Source organism: Paraburkholderia sp. BR14312 (assembly GCF_040948675.1).
Classification (GTDB): domain Bacteria; phylum Pseudomonadota; class Gammaproteobacteria; order Burkholderiales; family Burkholderiaceae; genus Paraburkholderia; species Paraburkholderia nodosa_A.
The window spans coordinates 207,543-226,259 of sequence record NZ_JBFPKI010000013.1 but is presented as its reverse complement, the minus strand read 5'-3'; the positions used below and the strand labels follow the sequence as shown (position 1 = coordinate 226,259).

At 67.1% G+C, this 18,717-nt stretch carries 18 protein-coding genes; 14 read left to right on the top strand and 4 right to left on the bottom strand.

The window, feature by feature from the left end:
• Positions 1-67 precede the first annotated feature (67 nt).
• Entirely contained in the window at positions 68-1,282 is a 1,215-nt protein-coding gene (gene gltS / locus AB3X98_RS32295) for a sodium/glutamate symporter (RefSeq protein ID WP_368605435.1), read from the bottom strand.
• Between the two features lie 258 nt (positions 1,283-1,540).
• Between gltS and AB3X98_RS32290 the strand changes: the two genes are divergently transcribed.
• The 12 genes from AB3X98_RS32290 to AB3X98_RS32235 all read left to right on the top strand — a co-directional run bounded on the left by AB3X98_RS32290 (position 1,541) and on the right by AB3X98_RS32235 (position 13,635).
• Positions 1,541-2,950: a DUF2252 domain-containing protein gene (locus tag AB3X98_RS32290; RefSeq protein WP_368605436.1), complete on the top strand. Its 1,410-nt coding sequence runs from the start codon at positions 1,541-1,543 to the stop codon at positions 2,948-2,950.
• A 119-nt stretch (positions 2,951-3,069) separates the two neighbouring features.
• Positions 3,070-3,963, top strand: a complete 894-nt coding sequence (locus AB3X98_RS32285; RefSeq protein ID WP_368605490.1) for a LysR family transcriptional regulator — start codon at positions 3,070-3,072, stop codon at positions 3,961-3,963.
• A gap of 182 nt (positions 3,964-4,145) precedes the next feature.
• Entirely contained in the window at positions 4,146-5,087 is a 942-nt protein-coding gene (locus tag AB3X98_RS32280; protein ID WP_368605491.1) for a transporter substrate-binding domain-containing protein, read from the top strand.
• Positions 5,088-5,114: 27 nt separating this feature from the next.
• Positions 5,115-5,879, top strand: coding sequence for an SDR family oxidoreductase (locus AB3X98_RS32275; RefSeq protein ID WP_368605437.1), 765 nt, complete (start codon positions 5,115-5,117; stop codon positions 5,877-5,879).
• An 86-nt stretch (positions 5,880-5,965) separates the two neighbouring features.
• The gene (locus AB3X98_RS32270) at positions 5,966-6,226 is read left to right on the top strand and encodes an oxidoreductase-like domain-containing protein (RefSeq protein WP_342946785.1); all 261 of its coding nucleotides are present in this window, start codon (positions 5,966-5,968) and stop codon (positions 6,224-6,226) included.
• Between the two features lie 21 nt (positions 6,227-6,247).
• On the top strand, positions 6,248-7,114 hold the full coding sequence (locus tag AB3X98_RS32265) for an NAD-dependent protein deacetylase (RefSeq protein ID WP_368605438.1): 867 nt from the start codon (positions 6,248-6,250) through the stop codon (positions 7,112-7,114).
• A 28-nt stretch (positions 7,115-7,142) separates the two neighbouring features.
• Entirely contained in the window at positions 7,143-7,760 is a 618-nt protein-coding gene (locus AB3X98_RS32260) for a pyridoxamine 5'-phosphate oxidase family protein (protein WP_368605439.1), read from the top strand.
• Between the two features lie 47 nt (positions 7,761-7,807).
• On the top strand, positions 7,808-8,422 hold the full coding sequence (locus AB3X98_RS32255; RefSeq protein WP_368605440.1) for a DUF938 domain-containing protein: 615 nt from the start codon (positions 7,808-7,810) through the stop codon (positions 8,420-8,422).
• A gap of 121 nt (positions 8,423-8,543) precedes the next feature.
• Positions 8,544-9,956, top strand: a complete 1,413-nt coding sequence (gndA, locus tag AB3X98_RS32250) for an NADP-dependent phosphogluconate dehydrogenase (RefSeq protein WP_368605441.1) — start codon at positions 8,544-8,546, stop codon at positions 9,954-9,956.
• Between the two features lie 208 nt (positions 9,957-10,164).
• Positions 10,165-10,491 carry a DUF4148 domain-containing protein gene (locus AB3X98_RS32245; protein WP_201697350.1) on the top strand — a complete coding sequence of 109 codons (327 nt, stop codon included), beginning with the start codon at positions 10,165-10,167 and terminating at the stop codon, positions 10,489-10,491.
• Between the two features lie 475 nt (positions 10,492-10,966).
• Complete coding sequence (locus AB3X98_RS32240; protein ID WP_368605442.1) at positions 10,967-12,694, top strand: IlvD/Edd family dehydratase; 1,728 nt, start codon at positions 10,967-10,969, stop codon at positions 12,692-12,694.
• A 17-nt stretch (positions 12,695-12,711) separates the two neighbouring features.
• A complete protein-coding gene (locus AB3X98_RS32235) occupies positions 12,712-13,635 on the top strand; it encodes a dihydrodipicolinate synthase family protein (RefSeq protein WP_368605443.1) in 924 nt (307 codons plus the stop codon).
• Here AB3X98_RS32235 and AB3X98_RS32230 read toward each other — a convergent pair whose 3' ends face one another.
• On the bottom strand, positions 13,636-14,448 hold the full coding sequence (locus tag AB3X98_RS32230) for a DUF2968 domain-containing protein (protein WP_069261647.1): 813 nt from the start codon (positions 14,446-14,448) through the stop codon (positions 13,636-13,638). It abuts the gene before it with no gap.
• 130 nt (positions 14,449-14,578) lie between these two features.
• Positions 14,579-14,899 (bottom strand): hypothetical protein, encoded by a 321-nt coding sequence (locus tag AB3X98_RS32225; RefSeq protein WP_069261648.1) that lies wholly within the window; start codon positions 14,897-14,899, stop codon positions 14,579-14,581.
• A 289-nt stretch (positions 14,900-15,188) separates the two neighbouring features.
• Between AB3X98_RS32225 and AB3X98_RS32220 the strand changes: the two genes are divergently transcribed.
• Positions 15,189-15,911, top strand: coding sequence for a peptidoglycan DD-metalloendopeptidase family protein (locus AB3X98_RS32220; protein WP_342946779.1), 723 nt, complete (start codon positions 15,189-15,191; stop codon positions 15,909-15,911).
• Positions 15,912-16,064: 153 nt separating this feature from the next.
• Positions 16,065-17,069 carry a low-specificity L-threonine aldolase gene (gene ltaE, locus AB3X98_RS32215; RefSeq protein ID WP_368605445.1) on the top strand — a complete coding sequence of 335 codons (1,005 nt, stop codon included), beginning with the start codon at positions 16,065-16,067 and terminating at the stop codon, positions 17,067-17,069.
• Between the two features lie 86 nt (positions 17,070-17,155).
• On the opposite strand, the gene AB3X98_RS32210 is transcribed toward ltaE, so the two are convergent.
• Complete coding sequence (locus AB3X98_RS32210; protein ID WP_083245022.1) at positions 17,156-18,508, bottom strand: MFS transporter; 1,353 nt, start codon at positions 18,506-18,508, stop codon at positions 17,156-17,158.
• Between the last annotated feature and the right edge of the window lie 209 nt (positions 18,509-18,717).

The following is an 18,717-nucleotide window of genomic DNA, read 5'->3' as shown; positions in this document are numbered from 1 at the left end:
TTAGCGCCGTGCGCGGCGCGCGTGAATCGGCACATTCTAGCGCGCCTCGCGCGGGCCACCAGGCCGCTCAATGGAAAATCGGCAGCATGAGAAAGAGCTTGATGGTAATGGCGTTGGCAATGTCGATGAAGAACGCGGCCACCATCGGCACCACGAGAAACGCCAGATGGGAATGGCCGAAGCGCGCCGTGACCGCCTGCATGTTCGCAATCGCCGTGGGCGTTGCACCGAGGCCGAAGCCGCAGTGCCCCGCCGTAAGCACGACAGCGTCGTAGTTCGCGCCCATCGCGCGGAACGTCACGAAGATCGCGTAGACCACCATGAGCAGTGTTTGCGCGGCGAGGATCGTAAACACCGGCAGCGCGAGCGCGGCGAGGTCCCACAGGCGCAGCGTCATGAGCGCCATGGCGAGAAAGAGCGCGAGGCTCACGTTTCCGATCAGCGCGACGGCATGCTCGGCCACGGGCCGCTCGATGAGCGCGAGCCCGTTGGCGAGCAGCACGCCGACGAACAGCACGCACACGAAGGTCGGCAATTCGAACGCGGTGCCCGCGATCAGCACGGAAAGCGCTTCGCCCACGGCGAGGCTGACGGCGATGAGCGTGAGCGTGTTGATGAACGCGCCCGGCGTGGTGGGCTGCTCGGCTTTCGGCTCCTCGAATGCGTAGGGATCGGGCGTTGCCGCGCCGCCGGCGCCAGGCGTATCGGCGCCCGCCTGTGCGCCGATGCGTTTCATGAGGTGCTGCGCAACGGGTCCGCCAAGAATGCCGCCCATGACCAGCCCGAAGGTGGCGCACGCAATGGCCGCTTCGGTCGCGGACTGCAGCCCGTGATGCTCGGTGAACACTGCGCCCCATGCGGCGCCCGTGCCATGCCCGCCCGCGAGCGAGACCGAGCCGCCCAGCAGCCCGAACAGCGGATCGACGCCGAACGCCATGGCGAGTGCGATGCCCAACACGTTTTGCAGCACGAGCAGGGCGACCACGACAGCGAGAAAGCGCACGAGCACCGGGCCGCCGTGTTTCAGGTTGGCGAGATTCGCATTGAGGCCGATCGTGGCGAAGAACGCTTGCATGAGCGGCGCCTGCAGCGAGGTGTCGAAGACCACGTCCGTGTGCGCGAAGCTGTGCAGGCCGAACACGATCAGCGCGGCGACGATGCCGCCTGCCACGGGTTCCGGTATCGTCCATTTGCGCAGGATCGGCACGGCGGCGACGAGCCACTGGCCGACCAGCAGCACGAGCGATGCGACGACGAGCGTTCCGTAGACTTTGACGTTCATGGCGGGTGTCCGGCGGGGCGATGAGAGGGCCAGGCTGGCGGCGCATCTTTCGCGCACGGTACACCAGGCGCCTGCGCATTGCGCGCATGGTGCGCAGGCAGGTGCCGGTTCCGGCCGCGTTGCTTGCACGAAACGGGGCCCCACGCTTAAATTGGCAGGCATTCTCAAGCGCAAAGCCGCCGCCCATGCAGGACGAATACCCGCGCATTTCCCCGTTTGCCACGATGGCGCGAGACCGTACAAGAACCGGAGAAGGTCATGAATGGGAGCACCGTTGCTGAACGCGAGGCGGCCGGGCGTGCCGCGCGCGAGCGCTCGAAGCGTTCGAGCCACAAGGAAACCGGCACCATCAAGCGCGATCCGCTCGCACTGCTGCGCTCGAGCAGCGAAGGCCGCGTGCCGAACCTCGTGCAACTGCGCTACGGGCGCATGATCGTCTCGCCCTTCACGTTCTTCCGCGGCAGCGCCATCCTCCAGGCGCACGACCTCGCGGGTGTGCCTAACACCGGCATGACGATGGAGATTTGCGGCGACGCGCATCTGCTGAACTTCGGCGCCTTCGCTACGCCCGAGCGCCAGCTCGTCTTCGATCTCAACGACTTCGACGAGGTCGCGCCCGGCCCTTGGGAGTGGGACGTGAAGCGGCTCGTGGCGAGCTTCGTCGTGGCGGCGCGGCACATGCGCTACTCGCGCGGCGTGGCCGAGGAACTGGTGATGACGGCGGTGACCAGCTATCGCGACCGGCTGCGCCAGTACGCGGAGTACGGCGCACTCGATCTCTGGTACGACAAAATCACCTTCGACCGCATGGTCGAAACCGCGCTCACGCCCGAAGGCCGGCGCCTGATCCGGCGCGGCATGGAGAAGGCCGCGAACCGCACGCACGAGAATCTGCTCGAAAAGCTCGCGGAGCGCGACGGCGACCACTGGACGATTCACGACGCACCGCCCGCGCTCTTTCACGTGCACGGCGTCAACACGCTATTCGAACCCGAAGACGACTGGTTCGCGCTTGGCGACTGGCGCACGCTGATCGAGCCCATGTACGAGGCTTACGCGAAGACGCTCGCACCCGACCGGCGCGAACTGCTCGATCACTTCGCGATTCAGGACCTGGTGTTCAAGGTGGTGGGCGTGGGCAGCGTGGGCACGCGCTGCCTCGTGATGCTGCTCGTCGATCATCACGAGAAGCCGCTCTTCCTGCAGGTGAAAGAGGCGCGCCGCTCGGTCGTTTCGCAGTACTTCAAGTCGCCGTCGATCAAGCACGAAGGCGCGCGCGTCGTGCACGGCCAGCGGCTGCTGCAGGCGGCGAGCGATATCTTCCTCGGCTGGACCACGGGGCCCAACGGACGTCATTTCTACGTGCGCCAGTTGCGCGACATGAAGCTCTCGGTCGATCTGCAGCTGCTCGACAGTCCCCTGCTCTGCGGCTATGCGCGTCTGTGCGGCTGGGCGCTCGCGCGTGCGCACGCGAAGTCGGGCAGCGCCGCCATCGAAATCTCTTCGTACATCGGCCGCAGCGACCAGTTCGCGGAGGCGCTCACGGGCTACGCATTCAGCTATGCCGACCAGGTGGAGCGCGATTACGACGTGTTCCTCAAGGCCGCGCGCAGCGGCGCGATCGTCGCGCGCAGCGACGACGACATGGCCGCCGATTTCCGCGTATGAGCAAAGGCTGAGTCGAACCTGCAGGCCGAGGCCCAAGCGTGCTGCGGAACGCGCTATCCTTGCGCTTTTCTTTCATCGCGCCGCGCATGAGCCTCGTACGCATGCACGGCACGCGCCCCATGCGTCTACGTCATATCGAAGTCTTTCACGCGATCATGCGCACCGGCTCGCTGTCCAAGGCGGCCGAGCTGCTTTGCGTTTCGCAGCCTGCGGTCAGCAAGGTGCTCGCGCATGCGGAGCGCAGTGCGGGCCTCAAGCTCTTCAGCCGCGCGCACGGCCGCCTGCAGCCCACGCGCGAGGCCGAGTTGCTGTTCGCCGAAACGCAGAAGCTGCAATCGAACCTCGACAGCATTCGCGATCTCGCGCGCAATCTTGTGTTGCGTCCGCAAGGGCTGTTGCGCATCGGCTGTCTGCCGAGCCTCGGCATGAGCCTGATCCCTGCTGCCGTGCAGACGTTTCGCGCGGGTTATCCCGAGGTGTCGCTCAGGATCCAGACGCGCCACACCGCGGAACTGCTCAACGCGCTGCTCACACGCGAACTCGATCTGGGCGTCGCGCTCAATCCACCCACGCGGCCGGGCATTGCCGCGGTCGAACTGGCGCGCACGGCCGTGGTCTGCGTCGCGCCGCCCGACGACCCGACGCCGGAACACATGCCGCTCGCGTTGCGCGATCTGGTCGATGGCGAGTGGATCAGCATCGGCAATGTCGATCCGCTTGGCGAGGCGATCGGCAACCTGCTCGAAGCCGAAGGCGTGGACGACCGGCTCGCGGCCGTCGAGGCGCAGACGTGGCACGTCGCGCGCGCACTCGCGGCGCGCGGCATCGGCCGCGTGCTGCTCGACGAACTCAGCGCGCGCGGGGCGGGCGATCCGGTGTCGATCCGGCGCGTCGAACCGGCACTCACGGTCGGCGTGTTCGCGATGTGGCGCGAAGGCGGCATGGACTCGCAGGCAGGCAATGCGTTCGTGGAGGTGCTGCGCGGTTGCCTCTCCGCTACGTGCACGGCGTGAGAGCGCCAGGACACGGGAGCCAAGGCCGCAAGACGCGAGCCGGCACGGGCGCCGGTACAATCGCGCGCAGAGGGGAGCGTTGCTGTGCGTGCGTTTCATGCGAACGAACGAGAGATCCAGGGGAGACACGGTTGAAGCGCGAGTCGAAGCCGTTGGGTATCGTCAGAAGGCTGTGCGGCCACATGCGCTACGTCGCGCTCGCGAGCGCCTGCGCGTTTGCAGGCGCGGTGCATGCCGATGAACTGGAAAGCCCCACGCTGCGCAAGATTCGCGACACCGGGACGATCGTCATCGGCGTGCGCGAGGCCACCGTGCCGTTTTCCTATATGGCCGGCGGCGAGCACGCAACGGGCTACTCGTACGAGATCACTCAGCGCATCGTGGAGAACGTGCGCGAGACGCTCAAGCTCCCCGAACTCCGCGTGCGCGAACTCGTCGTCACGCCGCAGAACCGCATCACGCTCGTGCAGAACGGCACGATCGACCTCGAGTGCAGCACCACGACGCATACGCGCGAGCGCGAGAACGACGTCGCGTTCTCCAACAGCATCTTCGAGTACGGCGTGCGCATGCTCGTGAAGCGCGGCTCGCCGGTCAAGGACTTCGGCGATCTCGCGGGCCGTACGGTGGTCACGACGGCGGGCACGTCGGAAGAGCGCCTGCTGCGCCGCTGGAACATGGACCGCGCGATGAACATGCGCATCGTCGTCGCGAAGACTCACGGCGACTGCGTCGAAGCCGTGCGCTCGGGACGCGCCGTTGCCTTCGTGATGGACGAGCCGCTGCTGCACGCCGCGCTCGCGACCGGCTACATGGCGAGCGAAACGCCGGGCGCGCCGGTCGCGCAAAGCGCGCGTACCCGGAACGACGCGCACGCTTTTGCGATCGTCGGCAGGCCGGCCAGGTCGGAGGTGTACGGCTGCATGTTCCGGCGCGGCGACACGGCCTTCAAGCGCATTACCGACGACACCATCGCGAAGATGGAGCGCTCGGGCGAGGCGCTCGCACTTTACCGACGCTGGTTCGAGTCGCCCATTCCGCCCGCGGGCGTGAACCTCGACTATCCGATCTCGGAGCCGATGAAGGCGCTTTTCGCCAATCCTAACGACCAGCCGCTCGATTGAAGGCTCAACCGAAAGAAAGAGGCAACGATGAGTGATACGCAACAACGCAAGATCGCACTGGTGACGGGCGCGGGCAGCGGCATTGGCCGCGTGTGCGCGCAAAAGCTGCTGGCCAGCGGCTTCGCCGTCGTGCTGGCGGGCCGGCGGCCCGCGCCGCTCGAAGCGCTCGAGGGCGAGGCCCGCGCGCGCGGGCAAGAAGCGCTGGCGGCGCCTTGCGACGTGACCGACGCGGCGGCCGTCGAGGCGCTCTTCGAGACGATCCGCACTCGCTACGGCCGGCTCGATCTGCTCTTCAACAACGCGGGCCGCAACGCGCCGGCCGTGGACATCGACGAGCTTTCCGTGGACGACTGGCGCGCCGTGGTCGATACGAACCTCACCGGTGTGTTCCTGTGCACGCGCGCGGCGTTCGGGCTCATGAAGCGGCAGACGCCGCGCGGCGGGCGCATCATCAACAACGGTTCGATTTCGGCGCACGCGCCGCGGCCGTTCAGTGCCGCCTACACGGCGACCAAGCACGCCATCACGGGCCTCACGAAAACCGTTTCGCTCGATGGCCGGCGCTACGACATCGCGTGCGGGCAGATCGACATCGGCAACGCGGCGACCGAGATGGCCGAGCGCATGGCGCGCGGTGTGCCGCAGGCGAACGGCGAAATCGCCGTCGAGCCGCTGATGGACGTGGAACTCGTGGCCGACGCGCTGCTGCACATGGCGCAACTGCCGCTCGAAGCGAACGTCCAGTTCATGACGATCATGGCGACGAAGATGCCGTTCGTAGGGCGCGGCTGAGCGCGCAGGCCGGGCGGGCGCTGTCGCACGCTCGGCCGCCGCGTCCCGTATACTGGCTGCTGAACCACCACGACGCCCGAGCGCCCATGCCTTTGCCCCCGCGTCCGGACGACGATCCGCGCCCCCAGCCGCCCGTATGCCCCGATAACGACGACTGCTGCCATAGCGGCTGCGACCCCTGCATCTTCGATCTGTACGACGAGGAGTTCGGCCGCTACCGCGCCGCGCTGGCCGCGTGGGAAGCGCGCGAAGCGGAACGGCAGGCGCAGGCGAAAGCCCCGCGCAAGCATCCCGCAAAACCGGCTTCGCCAACGGCCGCGCCGTCGGGCGGCAAGCCCTCGCGCTGAACTGCATTGCTGCCTGCCGCCATGACCGAATCCATCCTCGTTCCCAACGCTCCCGTCCTCGACGCCGCCGCCCTCGACGCGCTGCAGGCGTTCGTCGAGCGCCATCCGCGCCTGTTCGTGCTGACGGGCGCGGGCATCAGCACGGATTCGGGCATTCCGGGCTACCGCGACGAGAACGGCGCCTGGAAGCGCTCGCCGCCCATCACGCTGCAGGAATTCCTCGGCTCCGAGAGCATGCGGCGCCGCTACTGGGCGCGCAGCCTGATCGGCTGGCCCACGGTGGGTCTCGCGCAGCCCAATGGCGCGCACCACGCGCTCGCGCGCCTCGGTGCGGCGGGCTACGCGCGCACGCTCGTCACGCAGAACGTGGACGGCCTGCATCAGCGCGCGGGCAGCCGCGACGTGATCGAGCTGCACGGCAGCATCGCGCACGTGCATTGCCTCGACTGCGGCGCGCAGTATTCGCGCGCCTCGATCCAGCCGGAACTCGAAGCACGCAATCCGGCCATTGCGGGCGCGAGCGCGGAACCCGCCGCCGACGGCGACGCCCATCTCGACTTCGACGGCGCGAACGCCTTCCACGTGCCCGCGTGCGCCGCGTGTGGCGGCATGCTCAAGCCTTCGGTGGTCTTCTTCGGCGAGAACGTGCCGCGCGAGCGCGTGGCGAGCGCCTCGAACGCGCTCGACGAGGCCGACGCCGTGCTCGTAGTCGGCTCCTCGCTAATGGTGTACTCGGGCTACCGCTTCTGCGCCTGGGCGCAGCAGCGCGGCAAACCCGTGGCCGCGATCAACATGGGCAAGACGCGCGCCGACCCGCTGCTCGCCCTCAAACTCGAAGCCCCCTGCGCCGCCGTGCTCGACGCGCTGGGCGCGCGCCTCGTCCCCTGACACTCCACGACCTCACGGAACCGACGACATGCTGACCACGCCAGCCGAACTCGAAGCGCACTACGGCACGCCGCACGAACGCGCGTTGCGCAAGGAAATCGATCACGTCAACGCGGATTACCGGCGCTTCATCGAAAGCTCGCCGTTCGTCGTGCTCGCCACGGGCGGCCCGGATGGCCTCGACTGCTCGCCGCGCGGCGATGCACCCGGCTTCGTGCGCATTCTCGACGAGCACACGCTCGCGTTGCCCGACCGGCCCGGCAACAATCGCGTGGACAGTCTGCGCAACGTGGTCGCTTCGTCGCAGGTGGGGCTGCTGTTCATGGTGCCGGGCGTGGGCGAGATGCTGCGCGTGAACGGGCGTGGCCGCGTGAGTACCGACCCCGCGCTCCTCGCGAGCTTCGCCGTGGATGGCAAGCCGCCGCGCTCGGTGCTCGTGATCGACGTGGAAAGCGTGTACTTCCATTGCTCCAAGGCCATCGTGCGCTCGAAGCTGTGGGACCCGTCGCACCACGTCGAACGCTCGCACCTGCCGAGCGCGGGCGAGATGCTACGCCGCGTGAATGAGGAGCAATATGGCGAGACGTTCGACGCCGAGACTTACGAAGCCGGTCTCGCCGAGCGCATCAAGAACTCGCTGTACTGATTGAAGGCCGACTGAACGTCAACCAAACGCCGAAAGACCGCAAGACGATGAACGAACCGCAAGCCGCCCAACGCCTGTCCGCGCCCGCCGCCGAGCGCAACGCCGCGCCGATCCTGGAGGTGCTGCGCGGCGCGCTGCCCGCGCGGGGCACCGTGCTCGAAATCGCGAGCGGCACCGGCCAGCATGCCGTCCACTTCGCGGCCGCGTTTCCTGACCTCGCGTGGCAGCCGAGCGACGCCGACGCGCGCGCCCGCGCCTCGATCGAGGCCTGGCGCGAGCACTCGGGTCTCGCCAACCTGCGTGCGCCGCTCGATCTCGACGTGTGCCGCGAGCCCTGGCCGATCGACGGTGTGGACGCCATCGTCTGCATCAACATGATTCACATCGCGCCGTGGGAAGCGGCGCAGGCGCTCATGAAAGGCGCGGGCGCGCGCGTTGCTTCGGGCGGAGCGCTCGTGCTCTACGGGCCGTACCGGCGCGAAGGCGCGCACACGGCGCCGAGCAACGAGGCCTTCGACGCCGACTTGCGCGCGCGCGACCCGTCCTGGGGCGTGCGCGACATGGAGGAAGTGGAGGCGCTGGCGCAGGCGCGAGGCTTCGCGTGCGAAGCGCGCGTGCCGATGCCCGCGAACAATTTCAGCCTGGTGTTCCGAAAACAGTAAGCGAGGTCGGCAAACGTCCGGCGCGCATGCGCGCGTTCGCGCAGCGCCGCTACGTTTCCCTTATGCTTGCACGGTTGGCGCCCCGTTGCGGCGCCGTCAATGAATGAAGTGGAGAAACAACATGAGCAAACAGCCAATCGGCGTTGTAGGTCTGGCCGTGATGGGTAGCAATCTGGCGCTCAACATCGAAAGCCGCGGCCACGCGGTCTCGGTGTTCAATCGCAGCCGCGCCCGAACCGACGAGCTGATCGCCGAGTATCCGGATCGCAAGCTCGTGCCGGCGTACACGCTCGAAGAGTTCGTGGATTCGCTGGAAAAGCCGCGCCGCATTCTGATGATGGTGAAGGCCGGCGCGCCCACCGACGACACCATCGCCGCGCTCAAGCCGCTGCTGGAGAAGGGCGACATCCTGATCGACGGCGGCAATACGCACTTCACCGACACTATCCGCCGCAACCAGGAACTCGCGAAGTCGGGCCTGCACTTCATCGGCACGGGCGTGTCGGGCGGCGAGGAAGGCGCGCTCAAGGGTCCGTCGATCATGCCGGGCGGCCAGCGCGATGCTTACGATCTGGTTGCACCGATCCTCACTGAAATCGCCGCGAAGGCGCCGACGGACGGCGAGCCGTGCGTGGCCTACATGGGCCCGGACGGCGCGGGCCATTTCGTGAAGATGGTGCACAACGGCATCGAATACGGCGACATGCAGCTGATCGCCGAAAGCTACGCGGTGCTCAAGCAGGTGCTCGGCCTCTCGAACGAAGAACTGGGCAAGGTCTACACCGAATGGAATGAAGGCGAGCTCGACAGCTATCTGATCGAGATCACCTCGAAGATCTTCGGCAAGAAGGACGAGGAAACCGGCAAGGATCTCGTCGACGTGATTCTCGACCGCGCCGCACAAAAGGGCACCGGCAAGTGGACGAGCCAAAATGCGCTGGATATCGGCGCGCCGCTGCCGCTCATCACCGAAGCCGTGTTCGCGCGCGTGCTCTCGTCGCTCAAGACGCAGCGCGTGGCCGCGAGCAAGGTGCTTTCGGGCCCGGACGCGAAGCCGTTCTCGGGCGAGCGCAAGGCGTTCATCGAGTCGGTGCGCCGCGCGCTGTATTTCTCGAAGGTGATTTCGTACGCGCAAGGCTTCTCGCAACTGCGCATGGCTTCCGACGAGTACAAGTGGGACCTGCAATACGGCACGATCGCCAAGATCTTCCGCGCGGGCTGCATCATCCGCGCGCGCTTCCTGCAGAAGATCACGGACGCCTACGCGAAGGACCCTCAGCTCGATAACCTTCTGCTCGATCCCTATTTCCGTGACATCGCGGCCAACTATCAGTCGGCGCTGCGCGACGTGGTGATCCAGGCGGTAAGCGCGGGCGTGCCGGTGCCGGCGTTCTCGTCGGCCATTGCGTACTTCGACGGCTACCGCTCGGAGCGCGTGCCCGCCAACCTCGTGCAGGCACAGCGCGACTTCTTCGGCGCACACACGTTCGAGCGCATCGACAAGCCGGGCAGCTTCCACGCGGACTGGTCGTAAGGTCGCAAGACAGAAGGCCGCATTGTCGTTGCGGTCTTTGTTGGAATCGTAAGGTGAGTCCGCAGGGCTCACCTTTTTTATTACCGAAATCGCAATGGTGTTTTGACGAATTAGGGTTTTCCCTAGCGTGATCGGACGCCTACACTGTAATCAATCGCTGACGAACACGGTGTTCTGAAGTGGAAATAAAACAGATGGAGGTCCGATCATGAACAAGCTTATCCCCGCAGTTGTCGTCGCCGCCGCGCTTGCCATCCCGGCAATCTCGTTCGCCCAATCGAGCGAACAAGGCCTGACCCGCGCCCAGGTGCGTGCGGAACTGGTTCAACTCGAGCACGCTGGCTACAACCCGTCGGCTGACCATGTGAACTACCCGGAAAACCTGCAGGCCGCGCAAGCGCGCGTGACCCAGGAAAAGCTCGCCGCCGGCGACACCAGCGGCTACGGCGCTCCGGCAGTCGGCACGTCGCAGTCGGGTGCCGCGGTGCAACCGGCGCAAGTCGCCCCGAACCAGCGCATTTACTTCGGCCACTAAGCCCTGACCGAACGGAACCGCTTCAGGCGGTTCCGGCAAGCTACCCCCTGTAGTGAGTTGTCGCCGTACGCAGTCAGTTGTTGCAGCAGAAGTAAAGCAGTGAGTGCACTAGAAGTTGCAGTTGCAAGACGCAGTGAGTGGTTGCAGTAGAAGGTGCAGTTCGCAGTGTGCAGTTGCAGTACGCAGTACGCAGTAGGTGAGTTGTTGCAGTCAGGAAGTACGCAGAGAGCAGAAGGTAGTTGAAGTTGGCTGGCGCAGTGAGAGGTGCAGCCGTGCAGTAGCAGAACGCAGTATGCAGTACGTTGTTGCAACAGGCAGTCCAGCACGGGCCGGTTCTCCACCGGCCCGTACTTTTTTGTGGCGCGCTTTGTCCATATCTAAGGACGCCATACCGAACATTGACGGGTCCGAACGTCACTCCTATGATCGGGCGGCAGTTTCCCTGAAGTTGCCCCGCTACAGGAGACGCCCCCCCATGACCCGCTCCCCCCGCAAGCCCTTGCGCAGTCAGGCCTGGTTCGGCAAAGCCGACAAGGACGGCTTCATTCACCGCTCGTGGATGAAGAATCAGGGCATCCCTCACGACGCGTTCGACGGCCGCCCCGTCATCGGCATTTGCAATACGTGGTCGGAACTCACGCCGTGCAACGCGCATTTTCGCGAACTCGCGGAGTACGTGAAAAAAGGCGTGTACGAAGCCGGCGGTCTGCCACTCGAGTTTCCCGTGATGTCGCTCGGCGAATCGAACTTGCGGCCCACCGCAATGCTGTTTCGCAACCTCGCCTCCATGGACGTCGAGGAGTCGATTCGCGGGAATCCGATCGACGGCACGATTTTGCTCGTCGGCTGCGACAAGACCACGCCGGCCTTGCTGATGGGCGCAGCGTCGTGCAACTTGCCCGCGCTCGCCGTCTCCGGCGGCCCAATGCTCAACGGGCGTTTCCGGGGCCATGAGATCGGCTCGGGCACGGGGGTGTGGCAAATGTCGGAGGAAGTGCGCGCGGGGACAATGTCGCAGGCCGAATTCGTCGAAGCGGAGTCGTGCATGAACCGCTCGCGCGGCCACTGCATGACCATGGGCACGGCGTCCACGATGGCCTCGATGGTCGAATCGCTGGGCATGGGGCTGCCCCACAATGCGGCCATTCCCGCTGTCGATGCGCGCCGCCAGGTGCTCGCGCAACTCGCCGGGCGGCGCATCGTCGAGATGGTGCGCGAGGACCTCACGATGTCGAAGATCCTCACCCGCGCGGCGTTCGAAAACGCGATCCGCACCAACGCGGCCATCGGCGGCTCGACCAACGCCGTCGTGCATCTGATCGCGCTCGCGCGGCGCATTGGCGTGCCGCTTTCGCTCGATGACTGGGAACTCGGCTCCGATGTTCCGTGCCTCGTGAATCTGCAGCCTTCCGGCCATCATCTGATGGAGGACTTTTATTACGCGGGCGGTCTGCCCGCGGTGCTGCGGCAACTGGGCGAGCAAGGGCTGCTGCATCGGGACGCGTTGACGGTCAACGGTAAAACCCTCTGGGAAAACGTGGCCGACGCGCCGAACTACAACCCCGAAGTCATCACCTCGTTTGCGCAGCCGTTCAAGCCCAAAGCCGGCATCGCCGTGCTCAAGGGCAACCTCGCGCCCGACGGCGCGGTCATCAAGCCTTCGGCCGCCACGCCGGCGCTGTTGCGGCATCGCGGCCGCGCGGTGGTGTTCGAGGACGTCGAGGAACTGCACGCGAAGGTCGACGACGCATCGCTCGATATCGACGAGCACTGCGTCATGGTCCTCAAAGGCGCCGGACCCAAGGGCTATCCGGGCTTCGCCGAGGTCGGCAACATGCCGCTGCCGAAGAAGGTGCTGCAAAAGGGCATTACCGACATGGTGCGCATTTCGGACGGCCGCATGAGCGGCACGGCGTATGGTGCGGTCGTGCTGCACGTGTCGCCCGAAGCGGCTGCGGGCGGCCCGCTCGCGCTCGTGCGCACGGGCGACATGATCGAGCTGGACGTCGCGGCGCGGCGCCTGCATCTGGAAGTCTCCGACGCAGAACTCGCGCGCCGCAAGACCGAGTGGACGGCGCCCGAGCTGCCCGAGCGCGGCTATTACCGGCTTTACGTCGAGCACGTGCTGCAGGCCGACAAGGGTGCGGACCTGGACTTTCTGGTCGGCGCGAGCGGCGCGGCCGTGCCGCGCGACTCCCACTGATCGCGCAGGAGCACACGATGAGCGCGCCAGCCAAATCCGCCGGTGCGATCGCCGGCATCTACCCGATCCTCTATGCGTACTTCGATCGCGATAACCGCCTCGACCGCGCCGCCATGCGGCGCCAGGTCGAAGCGGCCGTGCGCGGCGGCGCGCCGGGCATTGCGGTGCTCGGGCTCGCGACCGAGGTCAACAAGCTTTCGCGCGCCGAACGCGAGCAGGTGATCGGCTGGGCGCAGGAGGACAGCGGCGGCGCGCTGCCGCTCGCCGTCACGGTGAGCGGTCCCACGGTTCAGGCGCAGCGCGAATTCGCGCAACACGCGATCGAACGCGGCGCGGCATGGCTGATCCTCCAGCCTCCCGTGCGCGCTCAAGGCGAGCCTGCGCATTCCGAATCGTTCTATTTCGACTTCTTCGCTGACGTGATGGCAGGGCTCGACGTGACGGTCGGCATACAGAACGCGCCAGGGTATCTGGGCGTCGGGCTCTCGCCGGGCAGTTTGCGCGCGCTTGCTGCGCAATGCCCGAACTTCCGCGTGCTCAAGGGCGAAGGCCCGGCGGTGACGATCGCCGAAACGATCGCGCAGATCGGCGACCTGATGCCCGTGCTCAACGGCCGCGGCGGCCTGGAATTGCTCGACAACCTGCGCGCCGGCTGTGCGGGGATGATCGTCGCACCGGACTGCTTCGACTGGCAGCAGCAGGTCTACGCCGCGTATTGCGCAGGCGATCTCGAGCGCGCGCAAGCCCTGTACCAGCAGGTGCTGCCCGCCATCGTCTTCGTCATGCAGTCGCTCGATACGCTGATTTGCTACGGCAAGCGCATTGCGGCGTGGCGCATGGGCATCGACGTCGACTATGAGCGCGACGTGAAGCTGGCGCCGAGTAGTTTCGGCCTCGAAGCCGCCCGGCGATTCGCGCGGCAGCTCGGCCCGCTCGCGTGATCAGCGCGCATGCAGATGGGGCACGCCCTCGCTCGTCGCGACCTTGAGCTGATGCAGCGCCCGGTGCGCCTTGTTCAACTGGGCCTGCGCGGCAATGCGCTGCGCCTCCAGCTGAGCGACGTCCTTTCGTATCTGGTGCTGGCGGCCCGTCACCGTCTGCTCTTGTTCCGCGTGGCGCTGCAGATCCACGCGCAGGCGTTCGGCCTGGGCTTCCGACTCCTCGATCTGCCGTGTGAGCTCCGCATTTTGCGCGACGAGTTGCACGCGGCGCGTTTCGCCGTCGGCGAGGCGCGTGGCTTGCTCCTGCATCAGGTGAAATGCCGAGCCGGCCGCGTCGAGGTCGTTGGCTTTCAGCGCGCGCCACAGTACGCTTTCTTGATGGAGCGCGACGAAGTAGCCGAGCGTGGGCGGATGGAAGAAGAGGCTGACCGTATAGGCGAAGCAGCGATAGACGCGGAAGGTCAGGAGCTCGTCGGCAGCGTGGAGCGCTTCGAATGCGGCGCCGTCGGCGATCTGCACGGGGCGGCCATTGAGGTGCGCGGGCATGACCGGCACCGGATGGAGTGTGGACACTGGCCGAGGCCCGCCGGCGCCTTCGGGCTGCACGGCTGCGCCTGCGGAAGGCTCCCCGCGCGACTCGACCTCGACGGGAGCCTCGGGCGGCGTAACGGTGGGCTCGGGCGCGGATTGCGAGACGCGGCTCGCGGCTTCGCTTGCGACGGCGCGCTGCGTGGCGGCATCATGGGCGACGGCCAGGATTCGTGATGGCGCGCCAGAGAGCGCGGTGTTACGGCGGTTCAGAATGGATTTCACGGCGGTTCCCCCAGTTTGGCGCGCCAAAAACAAGGCGCTCCGCGCGCGGCAGCGTGGCACACGGGCGCCGGCGCGCAGGCAAATGGGGCGGGCGATGCGGGTAGGGCGCCGTCCGCTCCGGGTTCGCGTACTAGTGAAGCAGGCGAGGCCGGCGTGCGATGTCGTCGAAGAGCGCACGGCCGGGCTCGAGCGCGAAAAGCCAGGTTTCGTCATAGCCGCTCAGCGTATCGAGCGCGTCGCGCAAGCGCTCGATGACTACGGCGGGAATTTCCACGGACGCCTCGGTGGCGCCGGAAAGCCGTGCGATGCTGGCGTGCTGGACCAGTTCGTCGGCGGCTTCGGCCACGTCGGCCGCAAAGACGAGATGGTTGTTCAACAATTCGACGAGGCCCGGCGACGACGTGACATCTTCGACGTTGAGCTGCAGCGAAAGAAAGGTGGCTTTGTTCATTCTCGGATCCCTCAGGGCCATGGGACTGCAGCGAGAGGCCTTTCATCTGATTATCGGGTGACGCGTGAACCAGTATAGGCGTAGACCCGCGCAAACGCAGGCCGGGCGAGCATGCCGGCGAAAAAAGGCGGCTGGAGCATGAACGATATAATGGGGACGTTCGCCATTTCCGGCTTATTCCGTCTTCATTCGCGCGGAAGGTGGCGCGCAAGCGAACGCCTGCGGCCCGCCGCGCACTCCACATGCGTATTTTTGCGTCATACGCGAGGACCAAGCGAGGAACAGCAAGATGAATCGACAACGGCGAAACCCGGGCGCGTATGCGGCGCTGGCCGCCCTCACGCTCGTCTGCAGCGCCTGTAGCAGTACCTTCGCGCCATGGGAATCCCAAAGCGCCCCCCCAATGTCCACGAGCGGCGTGCCCGCGGGCTACTACCGCGTCAATCCGGGCGACACGCTCTCGCGCGTCGCCGGGGCCTTCGGCCAGCGTCCCCAGGACATCGCGAGCTGGAACCAGCTGCCTTCCGCCAACGCCCAGATCCTGCCAGGCCAGGTGCTGCGCGTCGCGCCCCCGCCCAACTACGCAACGGCTGCGCCGCAGGCGCAGATGCCTGGCGGCGCACCGGCCGCCGCTGGCGTAGCCATGCCCGCACCCGTTGCGCCGGGCATCGCGCTCGCGTGGCCTGCGCGCGGGCCGATCCTGCAGCGCTTCGTGCCGGGCAAGTCCACTGGCATCGTGATCGGCGGCTCGCCCGGCGAGGAGGTCAAGGCCGCCGCCGCCGGCCGCGTGGTCTACGCGGGTACGGGTATCGAGGCCTATGGGCCGCTGGTGATCATCAAGCACAACGACCAGGTCGTGACGGCCTATGGCCGCAACGGCAAGCTGCTCGTGAAGGAAGACGACGCCGTGTCGCAAGGCCAGCCGATCGCGGAAATGGGCACCGGCGGCGTTCAGTTCGAAGTCCGTAGCGACGGCAAGCCCGTCGATCCGCTGCCGCTGCTCGCGCACTAGCCACGGCGAAAGCGCGCTCCGTGCCCGGCCCGGCATTGCGCTGGGCCGCCGTTTGAAAATACACTCGATGGTTCCACGCCGCACGGGCGCGCGCCCGACCAGGCGCGCGCCCGTGCGTCCCGCGCGTGCTTCAACCACGAGGATTTCATCGCAATGATCGACCTGCGCAGTGACACCGTCACCCGTCCGAGCGAAGCCATGCTCGCTGCCATGACCCGCGCCGAAACCGGCGACGACGTATGGGGCGACGACCCGACCGTGCTGCGCCTGCAGGCGCGCGTGGCGCAAGAGGCGGGCAAGGAGGCGGGACTCTTCTTCCCGAGCGGCACGCAGAGCAACCTCGCCGCGCTGATGGCGCATTGCGCGCGCGGCGACGAGTACATCGTCGGCCAGGCGGCCCACACCTATAAGTACGAAGGCGGTGGCGCGGCCGTGCTGGGCAGCATCCAGCCGCAGCCGCTCGACAACGCCGAAGACGGCTCGATCCCGCTCGAGCGCATCGCTGCAGCGATCAAGCCGTTCGACGACCATTTCGCGCGCACGCGTCTGCTCGCGCTCGAAAACACCATCGGCGGCAAGGTCCTGCCGGCGGATTACGTCGCGAAGGCCACACGGCTTGCGCATGAGCGCGGCCTCGCCACGCACCTCGACGGTGCGCGCGTGTACAACGCGACGGTCGCCTCGGGCCAGCCGCTCGAGGCGCTCACGGCGGGCTTCGACTCGGTGTCGATCTGTTTTTCGAAGGGGTTGGGCACGCCGGTGGGATCGGTGCTGGTCGGCAGCCGCGCGCTCATCGACGCTGCGCATCGCTGGCGCAAGGTGCTGGGCGGCGGTATGCGCCAGTCGGGCGTGCTCGCGGCCGCGTGCCTTTACGCGCTCGATCACAACGTCGCGCGTCTCGCCGACGACCATGCGAACGCCGCGCGTCTCGCCGCCGGTCTTGCGCAGATCGAGCAGGTGAAGGTGATGTCGCAGGCGACGAACATGGTGTTCGTGCAGTTCCCGCAGGAGCACTGCGCGCCGCTGGAGGCATATCTCAAGGAGCGCGGCATCCTCACGCAGATGCTGTACGCGTCGCGCTTCGTCACGCACCTCGACGTGACGGCCGCCGATATCGACACGTTCGTGGCGGCGGTGAAGGGCTACTTCGCGCGATAAGCCGGTAGACGGGCTGGCGAAGGCGCGCTTTTCCCGCGTGCCTTTGCGTCAGACTTCAGCCGTCCGCACGGACCGCATCAATCCCATCACCCGCGCTGCACCGCCCGGTGCGACGGCGCGAAAAGCCGCAGCCCGCTCGCAATGGCCGCCGCGCCCGCAAAGGCGCAGCCAAGGCTTAAGGCGAGCGTCGGGCCGTGCCGGCCCACGATCTGGAAGCACAGCGCCACCAACGCAGCGCCCGTGGTCTGCCCGAGCAGACGCGAGACCGCGACCGTGCCGCTCGCGCCACCGCTGCGCTCGGGCGGCGCGCTCGCCATGATCGCCCGCAGGTTCGGCGACTGGAAAAAGCCGAAGCCCGCGCCGCAGATCGCCATCCGCACGACGATGTCAGTCACCGTGGGGTGCGCGGGCAGCAGCGCCAGCGACGCCATGCCGGCCGAGAGAATGGCGAGCCCGATCGCACCGAGCAGGCCCGGCGGATAGCGGTCGGAGAGGCGCCCCGCAATGGGCGCGGCGGCGGCCACGACCACGGGCCAGGGCGTCATCAGGAAGCCGGTCTCCACCTGGCTGCGCATCAGCACGGTTTCGAAATAGAACGGCAGGGAGACGAACGCGAGGCCCTGCGCCGCGAATGAGCAGATCGCGGTGACCGACGAAAGCGCGAAAACCGGCCGGCGGAACAGATCCACGGGCAGCATGGGCGCGGGATGGCCGGCTTCGCGCCGGATCAGCAGCGCGCCGAACACCAGCGCCACGACGGCCGCAATGCCCACTTCGATGCCGGGCGCGCGCTGCGCGGCCTCGCCGAGCGCGAAGATCAGCGCCGCGAACGTAATCACATTGAGCACCGCCGCGACGGGATCGAAGGCGTGCTTGCCGCGCGCCGTCTGCGGCAGCGCGGGCAGCGCGAACACGAGCGCGAGCACGCCGAGCGGCACGTTGATCGCGAAGAGCCACGGCCAGGTGCCCGCGGAGAGGATCAGCGAGGCCATGGTCGGACCCACGGCGAACGAAACGCCCACGATCAGCGCGTTCATGCCGAGCCCGCGCCCGAGCCGGTGCGGCGGGTAGAGAAAGCGGATCAGCGCCGTGTTCACGCTCATGATGGCGCTCGCGCCGAGCCCCTGCAGCACGCGCGCCCCGGCGAGCGCGGTCAGCGTAGGTGCGAGCGCGCAGGCGAGCGAAGCGACCGTGAAGATCGCGAGGCCGCTGATATAGATACGCCGGTGGCCGATGATGTCGCCGAGCGCGGCGAGCGGCAGCAGCGTGGCGACCATCGCGAGCTGGTATGCGTTGATGATCCACACCGAGGCGGCGGGGGCCGCGTGCAGGTCGGTGGCGATGGCCGGCAGCGCGGTGTTGGCGATGGCGGTGTCGAGCGTGGCGAGCGCAACGGCGAGCATCACCGCGCCCATGGCGCGGCGGTTCTTCGCGGACATGGGCGCGTCGGGCGACTCGATATCGCTGGTGTTGCGGGTTTCGCGCGCCGCGGAAAAGGTTTCGGACAAGACAGTCTCGGGCGGATGGACGATGAAGGCTGCGGCGCGGGCCGCGCGGACGAATTTTGCGATTGTTACAGAGCCCGCCCGGTTCTGCAGGGGAAGCCTCAGGGCGTGGGGTGACTGTAAGGCCTTGGGTAGCACTCGAT